Origin of the sequence: Tunturiibacter empetritectus (assembly GCF_014201375.1) — a bacterium.
Classification (GTDB): domain Bacteria; phylum Acidobacteriota; class Terriglobia; order Terriglobales; family Acidobacteriaceae; genus Edaphobacter; species Edaphobacter lichenicola_D.
In genome coordinates this window covers 695,361-710,715 of the sequence record NZ_JACHDZ010000001.1, presented here as the reverse complement: position 1 = coordinate 710,715, position 15,355 = coordinate 695,361, and the positions used below count along the sequence as shown (strand labels likewise).

The 15,355-nt window shown below is 60.6% G+C and carries 18 protein-coding genes; 10 read left to right on the top strand and 8 right to left on the bottom strand.

Annotated elements, in window-relative coordinates:
- Positions 1 to 22: 22 nt before the first annotated feature.
- From HDF10_RS03135 to meaB, 4 genes are all read right to left on the bottom strand, one after another.
- The gene (locus HDF10_RS03135) at positions 23 to 241 is read right to left on the bottom strand and encodes a DUF465 domain-containing protein (RefSeq protein ID WP_218884705.1); all 219 of its coding nucleotides are present in this window, start codon (positions 239 to 241) and stop codon (positions 23 to 25) included.
- 85 nt (positions 242 to 326) lie between these two features.
- Positions 327 to 821, bottom strand: coding sequence for a GNAT family N-acetyltransferase (locus HDF10_RS03130; RefSeq protein WP_183810334.1), 495 nt, complete (start codon positions 819 to 821; stop codon positions 327 to 329).
- Complete coding sequence (gene tsaB, locus HDF10_RS03125) at positions 818 to 1,486, bottom strand: tRNA (adenosine(37)-N6)-threonylcarbamoyltransferase complex dimerization subunit type 1 TsaB (protein ID WP_183810332.1); 669 nt, start codon at positions 1,484 to 1,486, stop codon at positions 818 to 820. The genes HDF10_RS03130 and tsaB overlap by 4 nt, the downstream gene beginning before the upstream one ends.
- On the bottom strand, positions 1,486 to 2,775 hold the full coding sequence (meaB, locus tag HDF10_RS03120) for a methylmalonyl Co-A mutase-associated GTPase MeaB (RefSeq protein WP_221271383.1): 1,290 nt from the start codon (positions 2,773 to 2,775) through the stop codon (positions 1,486 to 1,488). Before meaB ends, tsaB begins: the two co-directional genes overlap by 1 nt.
- Before the next feature lie 228 nt (positions 2,776 to 3,003).
- Here meaB and HDF10_RS03115 point away from each other — a divergent pair, with 228 nt between their 5' ends.
- From HDF10_RS03115 to HDF10_RS03090, 6 genes are all read left to right on the top strand, one after another.
- Complete coding sequence (locus tag HDF10_RS03115) at positions 3,004 to 4,338, top strand: MFS transporter (RefSeq protein ID WP_183810330.1); 1,335 nt, start codon at positions 3,004 to 3,006, stop codon at positions 4,336 to 4,338.
- Between the two features lie 72 nt (positions 4,339 to 4,410).
- Positions 4,411 to 5,208, top strand: a complete 798-nt coding sequence (locus HDF10_RS03110; protein WP_311732646.1) for a FadR/GntR family transcriptional regulator — start codon at positions 4,411 to 4,413, stop codon at positions 5,206 to 5,208.
- Between the two features lie 252 nt (positions 5,209 to 5,460).
- On the top strand, positions 5,461 to 7,848 hold the full coding sequence (gene metG, locus HDF10_RS03105) for a methionine--tRNA ligase subunit beta (protein WP_183810328.1): 2,388 nt from the start codon (positions 5,461 to 5,463) through the stop codon (positions 7,846 to 7,848).
- A gap of 225 nt (positions 7,849 to 8,073) precedes the next feature.
- On the top strand, positions 8,074 to 8,361 hold the full coding sequence (locus HDF10_RS03100) for a hypothetical protein (protein ID WP_183810326.1): 288 nt from the start codon (positions 8,074 to 8,076) through the stop codon (positions 8,359 to 8,361).
- Entirely contained in the window at positions 8,358 to 8,609 is a 252-nt protein-coding gene (locus HDF10_RS03095) for a PEP-CTERM sorting domain-containing protein (protein ID WP_183810324.1), read from the top strand. Before HDF10_RS03100 ends, HDF10_RS03095 begins: the two co-directional genes overlap by 4 nt.
- A 63-nt stretch (positions 8,610 to 8,672) precedes the next feature.
- Positions 8,673 to 9,227 carry a PEP-CTERM sorting domain-containing protein gene (locus HDF10_RS03090; protein ID WP_183810322.1) on the top strand — a complete coding sequence of 185 codons (555 nt, stop codon included), beginning with the start codon at positions 8,673 to 8,675 and terminating at the stop codon, positions 9,225 to 9,227.
- A 16-nt stretch (positions 9,228 to 9,243) separates the two neighbouring features.
- Here the strand turns inward: HDF10_RS03090 and HDF10_RS03085 are convergent, their stop codons facing one another.
- Positions 9,244 to 9,732 (bottom strand): cupin domain-containing protein, encoded by a 489-nt coding sequence (locus tag HDF10_RS03085; protein ID WP_183810320.1) that lies wholly within the window; start codon positions 9,730 to 9,732, stop codon positions 9,244 to 9,246.
- A gap of 110 nt (positions 9,733 to 9,842) precedes the next feature.
- Between HDF10_RS03085 and HDF10_RS03080 the strand changes: the two genes are divergently transcribed.
- The 4 genes from HDF10_RS03080 to HDF10_RS03065 all read left to right on the top strand — a co-directional run bounded on the left by HDF10_RS03080 (position 9,843) and on the right by HDF10_RS03065 (position 12,952).
- Positions 9,843 to 10,706 (top strand): TatD family hydrolase, encoded by an 864-nt coding sequence (locus tag HDF10_RS03080; protein WP_183810318.1) that lies wholly within the window; start codon positions 9,843 to 9,845, stop codon positions 10,704 to 10,706.
- Between the two features lie 57 nt (positions 10,707 to 10,763).
- Positions 10,764 to 11,264: a YajQ family cyclic di-GMP-binding protein gene (locus HDF10_RS03075; protein WP_183763702.1), complete on the top strand. Its 501-nt coding sequence runs from the start codon at positions 10,764 to 10,766 to the stop codon at positions 11,262 to 11,264.
- Positions 11,265 to 11,404: 140 nt separating this feature from the next.
- The gene (locus HDF10_RS03070) at positions 11,405 to 12,409 is read left to right on the top strand and encodes a polyprenyl synthetase family protein (RefSeq protein ID WP_183810316.1); all 1,005 of its coding nucleotides are present in this window, start codon (positions 11,405 to 11,407) and stop codon (positions 12,407 to 12,409) included.
- Positions 12,410 to 12,412: 3 nt separating this feature from the next.
- Positions 12,413 to 12,952: a L,D-transpeptidase family protein gene (locus HDF10_RS03065; protein WP_221271381.1), complete on the top strand. Its 540-nt coding sequence runs from the start codon at positions 12,413 to 12,415 to the stop codon at positions 12,950 to 12,952.
- Positions 12,953 to 12,978: 26 nt separating this feature from the next.
- Here HDF10_RS03065 and HDF10_RS20760 read toward each other — a convergent pair whose 3' ends face one another.
- The 3 genes from HDF10_RS20760 to HDF10_RS03055 are packed head-to-tail and all read right to left on the bottom strand — an operon-like array spanning position 12,979 to position 15,311.
- Positions 12,979 to 13,101, bottom strand: a complete 123-nt coding sequence (locus HDF10_RS20760) for a hypothetical protein (protein WP_260177575.1) — start codon at positions 13,099 to 13,101, stop codon at positions 12,979 to 12,981.
- A 21-nt stretch (positions 13,102 to 13,122) separates the two neighbouring features.
- Positions 13,123 to 13,359: an exodeoxyribonuclease VII small subunit gene (locus tag HDF10_RS03060; protein WP_183810314.1), complete on the bottom strand. Its 237-nt coding sequence runs from the start codon at positions 13,357 to 13,359 to the stop codon at positions 13,123 to 13,125.
- Positions 13,359 to 15,311 (bottom strand): bifunctional homocysteine S-methyltransferase/methylenetetrahydrofolate reductase, encoded by a 1,953-nt coding sequence (locus tag HDF10_RS03055; protein WP_183810313.1) that lies wholly within the window; start codon positions 15,309 to 15,311, stop codon positions 13,359 to 13,361. Before HDF10_RS03055 ends, HDF10_RS03060 begins: the two co-directional genes overlap by 1 nt.
- Between the last annotated feature and the right edge of the window lie 44 nt (positions 15,312 to 15,355).

The following is a 15,355-nucleotide window of genomic DNA, read 5'->3' as shown; positions in this document are numbered from 1 at the left end:
TACCAACAACCGGCGTAAAACCTTAGGATGCTCCCAGACGCCGAAGCCGTTCCATCTCATCCTTCAAACTCAGCTTCAGCTTCTTTAGTCTTACCTCTTCCAACTGCTCCGAGTCGGTGAGAAATAACTTGGACCGCAGCGTATCCAGCCTGCGATCGTAAAGGCTATGTTCTTGCATTAATTGTTGAATGGAAGGAAACGACGCAGGATGGGGCAGCTCGGTGAACTTGCCAGTTTGCACGTGAGAGTACCTCCAGCAACAGACGACATTCGCACTGATGGCCGACACGCTATCACAGCCGAATCAGCACCCGCAATGTGGATTACTAGTCTCCCGCTAACCTCAACTGCATCAGCAACGCGTCCTCCGTCGGATCTCGATAATAGCCACCGCGCTGGCCAACGACAGCAAATCCCAGCCTTTGATAAAGAGCAACGGACCCCACGCCTCCCGCCCTCACCTCGAGTTCCATCTCCGTCGCCCCGCGGTCCCTGCACCAGGAGATGACAGCCTCGCACAACGCCCTCCCCACACCCACTCGCCGCGCCGACGCACTCACCGCCACACTCTCCAGCTCCGCCAACCTCACAGCTCCCGAAACAACAACCTTCCCCACCGCAAACCCCAGCAAATTTCTCTTTACCTCCGCAACGAACAGACACCGCATCACTACCGCCTCAGCAGATCCATCCGAACTCACAATCGCCGCATACTCTCCCTCCGACCAATGCGGAGCCTCGGGCGTAGCCCTGTCTAGCCGCATCACACCAACAAGATCCCCGGCATTACCTGCTCGAATCCGATAACCAGCGGAACTCATCGAGCCGCTCGAGGAGCGGCAGGCTTCGCAAATATCTCCGCGTCGGTTCGTCTCAGATAATTCGCATCGAGCGTAGCCACATCCTCGAATCGCCCCGACTCCACCCGCTCCACCGCAAACGGCAGAGCATCTCCGGCCAAAGGCTCATCCACCAGCTTCGGTAGCAACTCCGCCAAAGCCTCCGCCACCTTCGGTTCACAGGCCACCACGAGACCACCCGAAGCCGCCATCATCACACCCTGCGCGCTCATCAAGACCTCCCGCACGCATCGCCTCCCCACATACTCCCCGTAGTAAAACTCCCCGCGACCAGCATCCAGAACCGCATGCACCCTCTGCTCCCCGCCATCGACAGAGACAGCAAGCAGCGCCAGCCGCGACACCGCAATCAGCGGCACCGCTCCAGCCTCGCTCAGCCCCTTAGCTGCACTCACACCCACTCGCACCCCAGTAAAAGATCCCGGCCCATACACCACCACCACCGCCGTCAACCCATTCGGCCGCCAATCACTCTCCGTCATCAAACGCCGCACAGCAGGTACCAATAGCTCCGACGAACTCCTCCCCGGCAACACCTCGGTAGCGACGATCGCCCGAGCCATCTCGGTATCCCCCAGCGCAACACTACCCTCACCGCCCGCCGTATGAATCATCAAAAACCGCATCACGCCCCACCTTCATCCAGTCCAACTGCATCCCCAACTATCTCCAGCAGCACGCCCCCCGTGCTGGCCGGATGCACAAAAAAATACCGATGCCCGCCAGCCCCCACCCTCACCGCATTGCTCGCCAACCTGACACCCTGCTTCATCAGCCGCGCAAACATTGCATCAATCCCATCCACATGCACGGCGATATGGTGCAGTCCCTCGCCCCGTTTCGCCAAAAACCTCCCAATCACGGAGTCTGCCTCAGTCGCCTCCAGCAATTCAATCCGGCTTTCGCCCAGCGACAGCATCGCCGTCTTCACCTGCTCGTGCTGCACGGTCTCTTCATGACTCACCACCAGCCCCAGCGCCTCATAAAATCCACGCGCCCCCGCAATACTCTTCACCGCTACACCCAGATGGTCCAGCCGCAAGCCGCCCAAACCGTCCCGGCCCAGCACCCTCGACCCGGCAGCGTCCTCGAGCCTTACTCTGCGCGCGCCCTTCTCCACGGCACATCGCCTCACCGTCTCCATCAACTCCTGCACACCTTCCCCGGTCGTCGCTACCGTCCGCACAACCGGAGGAACCCACTCTCCGCGTTCCATCGCCAAGCCCTGCATCGCAACGATCTCCTGCTCCACCAGTTCCGCGCCGCCGCGATCGCTCTTATTCACAACAAACACATCCGCGACCTCCATCACGCCGGCCTTCAGACTCTGCACCTCATCCCCCATCCCCGGCACCAGCACCAGCACAGTCATATCCGCCAGGCCAATCACATCGACCTCATCCTGCCCCACGCCGACCGTCTCAATCACAATCGTCTGTCGCCCCGCCGCCTCCATCACCGAGCAGACATCCGCAGCCGCGCGCGCCACCCCACCCACCGCTCCACGCGAAGCCATACTGCGGATAAACACCCCGTCATCCCCGGCAAAGCCCTGCATCCGAATCCTGTCTCCCAGCAGCGCCCCACCCGTATAAGGACTCGACGGATCCACCGCGACAACCCCTACACTCTGTCCCTCGTGCCGCAGCCACCTCACCATCTGGTCTACCAGCGTGCTCTTCCCCGCCCCGGGAGGTCCCGTCACGCCCACCCGCAGCGATATCCCCGCAAACTCACGGCAGGCCTCAAGCAACTCCGCTCCCCCACCATCTTCCACGAGAGAGACAGCCCGGGCCAGAGCGCGAACATCGCCCGCCCGCATCCGCACCATCATCTGCGCAACTTCAGCCTCAGCCGTCCTGAAATCCTTAGCCACGTCAGCGATGATATCGTGCTTCGCTCTGCGCCCATCCATAAACCAGTCTTGCCCTCAGTCACCCAATTCGCGTTTGTCTCTGAGCATTACTCCCTTCAACCCTGATCAACGCTATTTGTAATCAAAAATGATCTTTCCCCTTCGTCAGAACGGGCGCTTGACACCTACTGCCCAACACAGACTATCCTCATCCTCGACACCCCTTGTTCCAAATCGGGCGCAAATAGAGCACACGTCAGACGTATATTTCCGCTGGAGTTGCAACTAATGTCGATCAACACTGCCAGCCTGCCTGATTCGGGCTTCACCACCGCCGCTCCGGAGAGATCCAACATCCGCTGGCTCGTCTGCGGTCTTCTCTTCCTCGCCACCACCATCAACTACATGGACCGCTCGGTTTTCTCCCTCATCGAGCCGCTCCTCCACCTCGACTTCATGGGCTGGATTCCCGGCATCGACGCCGCCCATCAGACCGCCTACAACATCAACTACGGCCGCATCCTCATCTGCTTCCAGATCGCCTATGGCGTTGGCTTCCTCTTCGCCGGCCGCATCATCGACAAGCTCGGCACCAAAACCGGATATGCCCTCGCCATCCTGATCTGGGGATGTGCCTCGATCAGCCACTCCATAGTGGCCAGCGTCGCCGGCTTCTGCATCGCCCGCATCTTCCTCGGCCTCGGCGAATCCGGCAACTTCCCCGCCGCCATCAAGGCCACCACCGAGTGGTTTCCCTCCGAAGAGCGCGCCCTCGCAACCGGTCTCTTCAACTCCGGTTCCAACGCCTCCGCCTTCATCGCACCAGTCCTGATAGCAGCCGTCGCCGCCCGTTGGGGATGGCATGCAGCCTTTATCTGCACCGGCTCCATGGGGCTCATCTGGGCGGTTGTCTGGCTCCTCTTCCCCTACAACAAACTCCGCCGCGCCGCGACCCAAACCGAGACCCAGTCCGACCTCGCCCCCGTCACCCAGGGCGGCTCCATCTATCCCATCCTCCTCCGCCACCGCGGCTTCTGGGCCTTCTGCATCGCCAAAGGCATCACTGACCCCATTTGGTGGTTCTATCTCTTCTATCTCCCCAAGTTTCTCAACGACAACTACGGCCTCAATCTAAGCCACGTCAAATATCCTCTGATCGTCATCTACACCGCCGCGAGCATCGGCTCCATCGCCGGGGGCTGGCTCTCCGGCTTCCGCATGAAGCACGGCCACAGCGTCAACTCCGGACGCAAGTTCGCGCTTTTTCTCTGCGCCCTGTGCGTCACTCCCATCATGCTCGTCCCACACATGCACACGCTCTTTCCCAGCAATGCCTGGCCTGCGATCGGCCTCTTCTGTCTCGCCACCGCCGCGCATCAGGGCTGGTCTGCGAACCTCTTCTCCACGCCAACCGACATGTTCCCCTCAACCGGCGTCAGCACCGTAGTCGGCATCGGCGGGGCTGCCGGAGCCCTCGGCGGCGCGGGCTTCACCTGGCTTGTCTCTCACTACTTCTCTCTCCACCCCCTGCTGATCTTCATGATGGCTGGCCTCGCCTATGTCATTGCCCTCCTGATCTTTCAGCTCCTGGTCCCGCGCCTTGCGGGACGGCAAACCGCCTAACCCCGACCCGAACCCACGCCTCACCACCGTGTTACCCTTCATCAAATAAGGCCCAAAGGAGTGTTGTTCAGCGTGAAAAAAGAGGTCAAAGAGCAGTTCGAGGAGATCTCCAGCCACAGCCAGCTCACCATGCAGGTCGTTGAACACATTCGCCTGCTCATCAGTTCTGGTGAGGTGCGCCCCGGTGACCGGCTCCCCCCTGAGCGCGACCTCGCTCGCCAGCTCAAGATCAGCCGTTCCAGTTTGCGCTCCGGCATTGGCTTTCTCGCGGCCATGGGCGTCCTCAAGAGCCGCCACGGCGCCGGCACGTTCGTCGCCTCCGGGCCTCCCTCGTTCGACTCCAGCTCCTTCTCCGTCCTCGGCACTCTACATGGCTTTCTTCCTGGACAGATGTTCGAAGCCCGCATCGTCATTGAGTCAAACCTCGCCGCTCTGGCCGCCGAACGGGCCACCGACGAGCAGATCACAGAGCTTGCAGAAGAGGTTGCCGAGATGTACGCCGCGCTCGACGATCCTCATGAGTACCTTATTCACGATGTCCGCTTCCATCGTGCCATCGCCCGCGCTGCGGCCAACCCCATCCTCGCCGCGGTGATGGAGACGATCATCGCCAATCTCTATGAGCGGCGCAGCAAGACGATTCAGAACGCGGTTGATCTGAAGGAATCCTCTGAGATGCACCGCGAGATCTACCGCGCCATCCGCTCGCACAATCCCGCGCAGGCCCGTCGCGCCATGGAGCAGCACCTCGACCTGGCCCGGATCGCCCAGGAGTCGGAGACCGAGGTTGCCGCGCCGGTCGCAGGGGTCGCAGGGGAGGTTGGGGAGGTTCCGGCGCCTCCCGAGGACGAAGCTCACCTGAGCCGGTAGTTTTGCACTTTTTTTCTCCGGTGGGGAACGAGCGCGTTTTTGCAGGGGTTTTTGCGAAAAAGCGCGTTTTAGATGTGGTTTTTTGATGGTGTAACTGTGGTGGTTTGCGTGGTAAACGTGGTGTTTTAGCAGTCACTTTTTCGGCTGCAAAAATACGCCAACTTTTTGAGATTTATTTTTGGGTTGGGCTCCCCCGGTCGCTCCGTCGCGGGAAAAGGCGTTTCCCCACCCTGCTAAACTGGGCTCTGGCCCATGCCCGAGCAAAAGTTCTATCTCACTACCCCTATCTACTACGTCAACGCACGTCCGCACATCGGCCATGCGTACTCGACCCTTGCGGCCGACGTGATCGCACGCCGCCATCGCCTGCTGGGCGAGGACACCTTCTTCCTGACCGGCACCGACGAGCACGGCCAGAAGATCGAGCGCAGCGCCGCCGCGGCCGGCATTCCGCCCCAGCAGTTCACCGACCAGGTCTCGGCTGAGTTCCGCACCCTCTGGGACCGCATGGGCCTGACCTACGACGACTACATCCGCACCACCGAGCCTCGCCACCAGCAGGGAGTTCAGCGCCTGTTTGCCGACCTCCACCAGCGCGGGCAGATCTACCTCAGCACCTACACCGGCCAGTACTCCATCGGGGAGGAGATCTTCGTCGACGGACCTCCGGGCGTCCTCGGCCCCGACGGCAAGCCCACCGAGACCGTCACCGAAGAGAACTTCTTCTTCCGCCTCAGCGAGTACCAGCTTCCGCTTATCGACCTCATCGAGTCCGACACGCTCCACATCCAGCCCGAGTCCCGCAAGAACGAGATCCTCAGCTTCCTTCGCGGCAACGTCGCCGAAGCCACCGATCGCGGCGAAGTCGTCGCCCTTTCGGCGCAGGGCAAGCCTTATGTCCCCGGTAATCTTCGCGATCTCTCGGTCTCCCGTTCCAGCTTCACGTGGGGGATTCCCGTACCGGAGCCGGCGGCCTCCGAGACCACGCAGAGACACGTCATCTACGTCTGGCTCGATGCCCTTGCCAACTACATGACCGCGGTCGGTTATGGCAGCGACGCGCCCGAAGACGTTGCGAAGTTTGAAAGGTATTGGCCTGCCGATCTCCATCTGATGGCGAAGGAGATCACGCGCCAGCACTGCATCTACTGGCCCGCCTTCCTTCTCGCCGCCGGCCTGCCTCTACCGAAGGCCGTGACTGCGCATGGTTGGCTCCTCTTCGATGACAGCAAGATGTCGAAGTCCAAGGGCAACATCGTTCGCACCGAGACCATCCTCGACGCCTTCGGCACGGAAGTCTACAAGAAGCAATTCCCCGACAGCACGAAGAAGGAGCAGGACCTCTTCGCCGCCGACGTTCTCCGGTACTTCCTTCTCCGCGAGATCCCCTTCGGGCAGGACGGCAGCTTCAGCTTCGACGCGATGATCACCCGCTACAACGCCGACCTCGCGAACGGCTACGGCAACCTCGTCAGCCGTACACTGTCGATGATCGAGAAGTACAACTCTGGGATAATTCCGGATTTCGCTCTTGACTTCCGTGATCCTGCGGTTCTAGAGAATTTCGCGGATTTGATTGGAGTACCTGCGCTTCTCAACACGCATTCGTGGCATCTTACTCATCGAATCAATAACCTTATATTCGCAAATTATATTAGCGCGGTTCTCGAGCTCGTAACTAAAGCGGACGGTTGGATTACTGCGAGGGCTCCGTGGAAATTAGCAAAAAAAGACGACGCACTTTCGCAGAGAGAACTTAGAACTCTTTTGTCATCAGTTGCTCAAACTCTTCGTGTGATCACCGCCGCGCTTTACCCAGTCATACCTGAAACCACTGCGAAGGTTTGGTTGCAGTTGGGCCTTGGGGATATCGAAACCGCGGCCAAACAAGGTGATCTCCAAAACTTGGAGTGGGACAATAGTCTAGTCGGCACAAAGCTTGGCACGCTTGCACCTATCTTTCCACGAGCAGACAGAGGACTCGCGCAGATCATGATTGACATGGAAAACCCAAACGCACCGAAGCCGGAACAGCCTGCGCCCTCACGCTTCGTCGACGAGACGACGACGCACACCGCTCCCGTCCCGACCGACCCCACGCATCCCGGTGCGCCCCCACGGGCCTTTGCTGATGTCGCCCCCGGCACAACCGTCGCTGGCAGTCTCGCTATCAGCACAGAGCGCACCGGCACGCCCTCGCACACCGAAGCCGCTGCCTCGGGCATCTTCGCCAACTCGGCGGCGCAGTCGAGCGTCTCCGGTACTGCGTCCGCCACTGCGCCCGGCGTGTCCGGCACTGCGCCCGAGACGCCGCAGATCGCCATCGACGACTTCGTCAAGATCGACCTTCGCGTGGCGCAGATCGTCGTCGCTGAACGCATCCCTAAGGCCGACAAGCTGCTTCGCCTCGAGGTCGATCTTGGCTATGAGAAACGCCAGATCCTCTCCGGCATCGCGGAGTGGTATACGCCGGAGCAGCTGATTGGCAAAAAGATCGTCGTCATCGCCAATCTCGCTCCCCGCAAGATGCGCGGCCTGGAGTCGCACGGCATGCTGCTGGCCGCCTCGCACGGCGAAGACGGTAAGCCTGTGCTTGCGACGTTTGGGGAAGAGATTGCGCTGGGCTCTCGCTTGAAGTAGTCGCAGGACCGGTCCTGCCGGACGGGCGCCCTGCGCGGGCGGCGGTCACTTCGTGACTTGTATACCGCTTCGCGTGGAGTCTCCGTCTCCGATTGCCGATGACCGCAAGAAGTGCTTTTTCCGTTCTTTTGCTCGCTGCCGGGCGAATCTGCTTGACACTTGTTTCCTGCAGACGCATTCTTGAGGCGTAAATTCGGCTGCTTCAACGGAAGGAAGCTCTCACTCATGAGAAAGATTGTCTTCCCACTTGTTTTGCTTGCCTCTGCCCTCGTTCAGCCTTTAACCGCCCGCGCCGATGCTATCGACAACTTCGTCCTTACCGGCAACGGCCTCGACATCACCTTCTCTCTGCCAGCCTCGCCGCCAGGCAATGAGAGCACCTGCCCCCCCTTCAGCCCCTCCTGCCTGCCGGGATCTGAGACAGCCTTTTACCTCTCGGCTCCTGTCACTGCGAACGGCATCACGAGCGTGGAAAGCCTTGCGTTTCCGACTGAGCGCTTTGGAGGGGCTTGAGTCTTGGGCTGAACCCTGGAAGACTCTTTGGCGCAACGCTCTTCACGCCTGACGCCGCCAATCCTACCTTCCTGACCGGAACCTTCGACCTGGATGCGTTTTCCCTCAAGGGGGGCGTGCTCGACTACGTCCTCACCATTTCGCCGGAGACGACCGCGCCGACGCCTGAACCCTCGACACTGGCTCTGTTCGGAACAGGTCTTGTCGGCCTCATCCGATTTGCGCAATCCAGATATCGCCGAGCGTAGTCAGCAGGGCGGTCGCATTTCTTGTTCGTAAATTTCGCAGTCAATGAAAGGAAGCTCTCACCCATGAGAAACTTCGTCTTCCCCTTGCTTCTCTGCTCTGCCTTCGTTCTGCCCTCAGCCGCTCATGCCGATGCCATCGACGACTTTGTCCTGACCGGCATTTACGGGAATAGCAACGTCATCACCTTTTCCCTTCCCGCCTCTCCCCCGGGCAGTGGAAACAACTGCCCGCCCAGTTCTCCGTCTTGCGTTCCGCAATATCTGCTCTCCTTCAACGCATTCGCTCCGGTCACTTTCAATGGCGTCACAACGGACGAAGAACTCACGTTCCTAACCGGACGGGCTGGAGGAGGGTTCTATCTGCACCCAACGCCGCAGTCTTCCCTCAGGTACTTTGGCCCGACACTTTTTGTTCTCAACGGGGAAGATCCAACCTTCGTTCCGGGAACCTATGGTGTTTTTTCTGAGGGCGCTCTTGCTCCCCCGCTCCCCTATAGCTTGACCATCACGCCAGAGACCACTGCGCCGACGCCTGAGCCCTCGACCCTGGCTCTGTTTGGAACGGGTCTTGCTGGCCTTATCGAGTTCGCGCGTACCCGGAAGCGGCGGCTATCGTAAAAGGAGTTTGACTCCGCTAGGTGATGGCCTTCTGCACGCCGATGGCGACGACGAAGTAGTTTGCCATCACGTCGCCGACGTTCTTTAACCCATGCAGCACACCCGACGCGGTGAAGATGATGCCGCCGGGTTCGACGATGCCGGTCTTGCCGTCGCTGGTGACCTCGAGCCTGCCCTCGCGAATCATCAGGAACTCGGAGTGGGTGTGGCGATGGGGCTGGTGCGGCATCTGGCCGGGAGGCAGCGCGGTCTCGTGCACCTCGACGAACTCGCCCGTGGCCAGCCGACCCTGAATGACCGCACGGCTTGCGCCGCCATTGGCCGAAGCATGGACGGGCAGTTTGTCGAAGGCGAAGATCTCGGAGTGAGCCAGCACCGGGGCTGCCGCGTCGGTGCTGCTTTGGGTCTCTGGAGACGCGTTGCTTTGGCCTTCGGCCACTAAGCCGCCCATCGCCGCAAAGGCCGAGAGGGCTACACAAAGATCACGCCGTGTTAGGTTGTTCATGCCGACATATTACGCGGTCCGAACTATACCCGTCACGCCTTCCGTTTGCTGCGTCTTCGCGGCTTTTCTGGCAGGCTCATGGATCACGCTGATGGGGTACCCTGAAAGAGATGGCTCTGATCGACTCCCACGCCCACCTTGACTTCTACAACGAAACTCCGACGGAGCGCGATGAGGTGCTGCGCCGCGCCTACGCTGCGGGGGTCCATACGGTTCTCGCGATCGGCATCGGCGATGGCCCGGCTACGATGCAGCAGGCGCTTGAGATTGCTAATTCGACCACGGACGCTGGGCTTCCGCAAGGCTATCCTCAGGTTTATGCCAGCGCCGGGATTCATCCGCAGGAGGCGGCGCACGCTACGGTGGAGGCGCTCGAAAAGCTGGCCGCCCTGGGTGCGCAGGAACGGTGCATCGCTGTCGGCGAGATCGGGCTCGACTACTACCACTTCGACAATCCCGACATTGCCACGCAGAAGCAGGCTTTTATCGCCCAGATGCGAGTGGCGGCGAAGTTGCGCAAGCCGATCCTGATCCACTGCCGGACGAGCGAACTCGCCACCCCGCAGGCCAAAGAGAAGTACGGCAGCGCCGACGCCTGGGAGGACCTGCTCGCGCTGATCGATGAGCATTGGACGCCGCATGGGCTGGGGGGGATCATGCATTGTTTCTCGGGCACTGTCGACCAAGCGGAACGGTCGCTTGCTGCGGGCTTTCATCTTTCTTTTGCTGGGAACCTGACCTACCCGAAGGCGCAGGGGATTCGCGACGCGGCTGTGGCCGCTCCTGCCGATCGCATCCTGGTGGAGACGGATGCGCCGTTTCTTGCGCCGATCCCGCTGCGTGGCCAACGCAACGAACCTGCCCTGGTCGTCCATACGGCGGCAGCCCTGGCGGAGCTTCGCGGCATCTCAACAGAGGAGCTTGCCGCGCTGACGACGGCGAACTTCAAAAATCTCTTCCCCACGACGCGCTAAACTGTCGAGCGCTGACATAATAGATAGCGACAAAGTTACAGACGAAGGAATATAGCCATGGCATCCGATAACAGCTTCGACGTAGTGAGCAAGGTAGAGATTCAGGAAGTGAAGAACGCGATCGATCAGGCCTCGAAGGAGGTTCATGCGCGGTTCGACCTCAAAGACTCGAAGTCGAAGATCGAGCTTGAGGGGACGGATACGATTCAGCTTGCGTCGCAGGACGAGTACAAGCTGCAGGCGGTGACGGAGATCCTCTCGCAGAAGCTGGTGAAACGCGGCGTGTCGCTGAAGAACCTGGAGTTCGAGAAGATCGAGCCGGCGGCGAACTCGAGCGTGCGGCAGAAGATCAAGCTGGTACAGGGGATTCCGTCGGAGAAGGCGAAGATCATCGTCGCGGCGATCAAGGACTCGAAGAAGAAGGCGCAGGCCAGCATACAGGGCGACACCGTCCGCGTCGTCAGCAAAGACCGCGACGTTCTGCAGGAGGTGATGGCGCTGCTGAAGGGCAAGGATATCGGCGTCGAGCTGCAGTTCACCAACTTCCGCTCCAACTGACCTGCGACCTAACCCCAAGGCGGCAGAGGGCCTGGTTCCTGGCTGCCGCCTCTCCAAGCCTTTGTCTGGATCAAAATTCTGACTTACTTTTTCGAGCCTGACCTGAAGCCAAATCCACATCCTGATACTCTGACAAGTAAGTGAGCACGCTCTCCATCGCGACCGCAGCCGAGGTGTTCGACCTCCTCCGTGACGATCTAGCCGCCATCGAGCAGGAGTTCTCCCGGCAATCCGCCTCCGACGTCGAGGTCGTCACCGACATTGCGCGGTACCTTATCGCGGGCGGCGGCAAGCGCATCCGGCCATTGCTGCTGCTTCTCTCGGCCAAAGCTCTGGGCTGCACCAGCGAGAGCCGCATCCGCCTGGGCGCGGTCGTTGAGATGCTCCACACTGCGACCCTGGTTCACGACGACATCATCGACGAGGCCGACACGCGCCGTGGGCGTCCCTCTTCGAACACCACCTGGGGCAATGCGAAATGCGTTCTCGCGGGCGACTGGCTCTACATGCAGTCCTTCTCGGCGGCCCTCGAGGAGCGGAACTTTCGCGTCCTCGAGCTGCTGATCTCGCTTACCCAGCAGATGGTCGAGGGCGAGTTGCTCCAGATTGAAAAGCTCGGCCACCTCATCAATGAAGAGGAGTACTTCGACCTCATCTTCCGCAAGACGGCCTGCCTCTTCAAGGTTTCGATGCAGCTTGGCGCGGCGATTACGCCGGCTCACGGCTTCGGCGACCCGGAGGAGCTTGAGGCTCAGCTGGGCGAGTACGGCCGCAACCTGGGCCTCGCCTTCCAGATCGTCGACGACGTTTTGGACCTGACTGCCGCCGAAGATGTTCTCGGCAAGCCAGTCGCCTCGGACCTGCGCGAAGGCAAAGCCACACTCGCCGTCATCCACGCGCTTGAGCGCGGCACAGGGGCCGACCGCGAGGCCATCCGCACCGTCCTCGCCGACCGCAGCTTCGCCCGTGTCTCCCACCCGCAGATCCTTGAGATTCTGCAGCGCCACAGCTCCCTCGACTACGCCATGGACACGGCCTGCGCCTACGCCGAAGCAGCCCGCCTCACCATAGCCGACCTGCCCGACTCCGAGGCCAAGCGCGCCCTGCTGTGGGTGCCCGGCTTCGTCACCACCCGTGACCGATAGCGCGTGGCTAAGGTCATGCCCCAATTATTGACACGCTTCCTCCAGCCAAACCGCATCCTCTTCCCACTTCTTTTCGCCCTTGGATGTGCTACGACGTCTGCTGTTCCAGCAACAGATTTACATGCTGATCATATTTTGATCCTCAAATCAAAGCACACAATGATCTTGCTCACTAACAACACTGTGCTCAAGACCTATAAGGTTGCGATCGGCAAAGGGTCTGGTGGCCCGAAGCAACACGAGGGTGATCATGAAACGCCTGAAGGCTTTTACATCATCGACAGCAAAAATGCTCAGAGCCGCTTCCATCGTGCCCTGCACATCTCCTATCCCAATGCCGACGATCGCAAGCGTGCTCAAACCGCAGACGTGAATCCTGGTGGACTCATCATGATTCACGGGATTCAAAATGGGTTAAGCTGGCTCGGGTCACTCCAGCACACAATTGACTGGACTGATGGTTGTATAGCAGTCACAGACTCCGAGATCGACGAAGTCTGGAAATTAGTTCCCGTGGGAACAGCCGTCGAAATCAGACACTAGCTCGCAGAAACTCCGCGTTGCGGCTCTTATTTCGCGGGCTGTTGTTTGCTCTCCGCGATCTTCCATTCGAGCATCTTCTTCTCCGCGGCAATACCTTCTCTTCCGCGTTCCACGAGCCGATCCGCCAGCTTGTCGATGTCTCGTTTCATATCGAAATCTACTCCCCGTCCTCACCCTGTTTTAGCATCTTTCTCTACATCCAAGTCCACCACCCGCATTGCATTTCTGCCCTGTTCGACAAGCACCTGGATTCTGCCTTCTGCGGCTTCCAGCTCCTTTTTGCAGGCGTTCGAGAGCTTCAGGCCCTCTTCGAACAGATGCACCGAGTCGTCGAGCGAGAGATCTCCGCGTTCCAGCTTTTCGACCACACTCTCCAACGCTGTTAACTGCTCTTCAAAGTTTGCCATTATGCGACCAGACCTTCCTCGTCATCCCCACTCAGTCCCAGCACGTCCGCGGCGACGCCGTAGCGTCCAAACGGCGCACTCACCTGGACTCCTTGGACCATCGACCTTGTCTCTGCGAGCATCTCCCGGGCGATCTTGACACCCTCGGCTCGTCCGGCTTCGGGAGTAGTCGCCACCGCCATCCTCGCCATAATCTCGTCCGGCATGCTGACGCGCAGATCGTTCTTCATAAACTCTGCGTTGCGCAGGCTGGTCAACGGCCAGATGCCGGCGATCACCGGAATGCGGAAGCCTTCGATCCTGCGCAGAAACTCTTCGAGCACGCGAATGTCGAAGACCGGCTGCGTGATGGCATACTCCGCACCAGCCTCTACTTTGAACGCAAACCGGCGGACCTCCTGATCCATATCCTGCACGCCAGGGTTCGCCGCTACCGCGATGGAGAAGCCAGTAGACCCTCCGATCGAGTTGTTGCCGATGTCGAGTCCGTAGTTCAGGTTGTGCACTATATTGACCAGCCCGATCGCATCGACATCGAAGACCGCGGTCGCATTGGGATAGTTGCCCAGCTTCGGCGGATCGCCGGTGAGGCAGAGGATATTCTTCAGCCCGATCGAGGACGCGCCCAGCAGATCGCTCTGGATGCTCAGCACGTTCCGGTCGCGGCAGGTGTAGTGAAGAATCGTCTCGATGCCGACGTGCTGCTGGATCTGCACGCACAGGCTCTGCGCGCTCATCCTCGCACTGGCCCGCGGCGAGTCGGGCACGTTGATGGCATCAACGCCCAGCCGATGCAGCTGCGTCGCGCCATCAAGCTCCTTGCTGCAGTCGATACCCTTCGGCGGCACGATCTCGACCATCGTGACGAACTCGCCGGCCGCAACCATCGAGCCAATCTTCGATCGTTCGGCCAGCGGTGGCGGCGAAACCTTGCTCTCCTTCATGGTGGTGGCCTTGCCGGTTGGGTCGCGCTGCATCACCTCGACACCGCTCTCCATCGCGTCGAGCGCACGCAGGGAACTCTTCATGGCCCGCGTGTAGCTTGGCGTGGTTCCGCAGCATCCGCCAACGATGCTCGCGCCGGCCTTCACCAGCTTGCGGGTAAAGCTGGCCATGTACTCGGGCGAGGTGAGATAGATGGTGCGCCCCTCGACGGCGCGCGGAATTCCCGCGTTCGGCATCGCGGCCAGCGGCAGTGGAGTCAGCGGGCGCATGCGCTCAATCACGCTCAACACCGTCGCCGGGCCAGCGCTGCAGTTGCAGCCAATGGCATCAGCGCCCCACTCGGTCAGCTTGATGGCGGCGGTCTCGGCCGAGGCCCCGTCCAGGCAGTTGCCGTCTTCATCGACGGTCATCATCACCACGACGCGAACTCCCGGGGCGACGCGCCGCGCTGCCAGAATCGCCTGCCCGGCCTCGGTCAGCGAGGTCATCGTCTCGACGATCAGCAGATCCACGCCCACGCCGGGGCCGCCTTCGACCATGGCGCGGATCTGCTCGGCAAAGGCATCCTGCGCCTCCTCGAGGCCGACCTTGCCCAGCGGCTCCAGCCTTACGCCCAGGGGCCCGATCGAGCCAGCCACAAACGCCTCGCAGGCCTGCTTCTCCTGAATCTGGGTCACGCACTCCCGCGCCAGCTTGACGCCGGCCACGTTGATCGCGTGCACCTGATCCTGCAGCCCGTGCAGGCCGAGGCGAAACCTGTTGCCGCCAAAGGTGTTGGTCTCGACGACCTCCGCACCCGCCTGCAGGTACTCGTTATGAATCTCGCGCACCAGCTCCGGCTGCGAGAGGTTCAGCTCGTCGTAACAGCGATTGATGAAGACGCCCCGCGCGTAGAGCATCGTGCCCATGGCTCCGTCGCACAGTACCGTTCCGCCGTCAAACAACCGGTCGGCCGCAGCATAGCCTGCAACAGATGCCAACTCCGCACTACGTACACCATCCGCCATAACCGTCTCCAAGTGTTCTCACCATCTTAAGCCACCCGGCGGAC

What these genes read in the sequence shown, in the direction of transcription:
- HDF10_RS03130 (WP_183810334.1), bottom strand. Translation starts at nt 821, where the DNA reads ATGAGTTCCGCTGGTTATCGGATTCGAGCAGGTAATGCCGGGGATCTT.
- tsaB (WP_183810332.1), bottom strand. Translation starts at nt 1,486, where the DNA reads ATGCGGTTTTTGATGATTCATACGGCGGGCGGTGAGGGTAGTGTTGCG.
- meaB (WP_221271383.1), bottom strand. Translation starts at nt 2,775, where the DNA reads ATGGATGGGCGCAGAGCGAAGCACGATATCATCGCTGACGTGGCTAAG.
- HDF10_RS03115 (WP_183810330.1), top strand. Translation starts at nt 3,004, where the DNA reads ATGTCGATCAACACTGCCAGCCTGCCTGATTCGGGCTTCACCACCGCC.
- metG (WP_183810328.1), top strand. Translation starts at nt 5,461, where the DNA reads ATGCCCGAGCAAAAGTTCTATCTCACTACCCCTATCTACTACGTCAAC.
- HDF10_RS03100 (WP_183810326.1), top strand. Translation starts at nt 8,074, where the DNA reads ATGAGAAAGATTGTCTTCCCACTTGTTTTGCTTGCCTCTGCCCTCGTT.
- HDF10_RS03090 (WP_183810322.1), top strand. Translation starts at nt 8,673, where the DNA reads ATGAGAAACTTCGTCTTCCCCTTGCTTCTCTGCTCTGCCTTCGTTCTG.
- HDF10_RS03085 (WP_183810320.1), bottom strand. Translation starts at nt 9,732, where the DNA reads ATGAACAACCTAACACGGCGTGATCTTTGTGTAGCCCTCTCGGCCTTT.
- HDF10_RS03080 (WP_183810318.1), top strand. Translation starts at nt 9,843, where the DNA reads ATGGCTCTGATCGACTCCCACGCCCACCTTGACTTCTACAACGAAACT.
- HDF10_RS03075 (WP_183763702.1), top strand. Translation starts at nt 10,764, where the DNA reads ATGGCATCCGATAACAGCTTCGACGTAGTGAGCAAGGTAGAGATTCAG.
- HDF10_RS20760 (WP_260177575.1), bottom strand. Translation starts at nt 13,101, where the DNA reads ATGAAACGAGACATCGACAAGCTGGCGGATCGGCTCGTGGAACGCGGA.
- HDF10_RS03060 (WP_183810314.1), bottom strand. Translation starts at nt 13,359, where the DNA reads ATGGCAAACTTTGAAGAGCAGTTAACAGCGTTGGAGAGTGTGGTCGAA.
- HDF10_RS03055 (WP_183810313.1), bottom strand. Translation starts at nt 15,311, where the DNA reads ATGGCGGATGGTGTACGTAGTGCGGAGTTGGCATCTGTTGCAGGCTAT.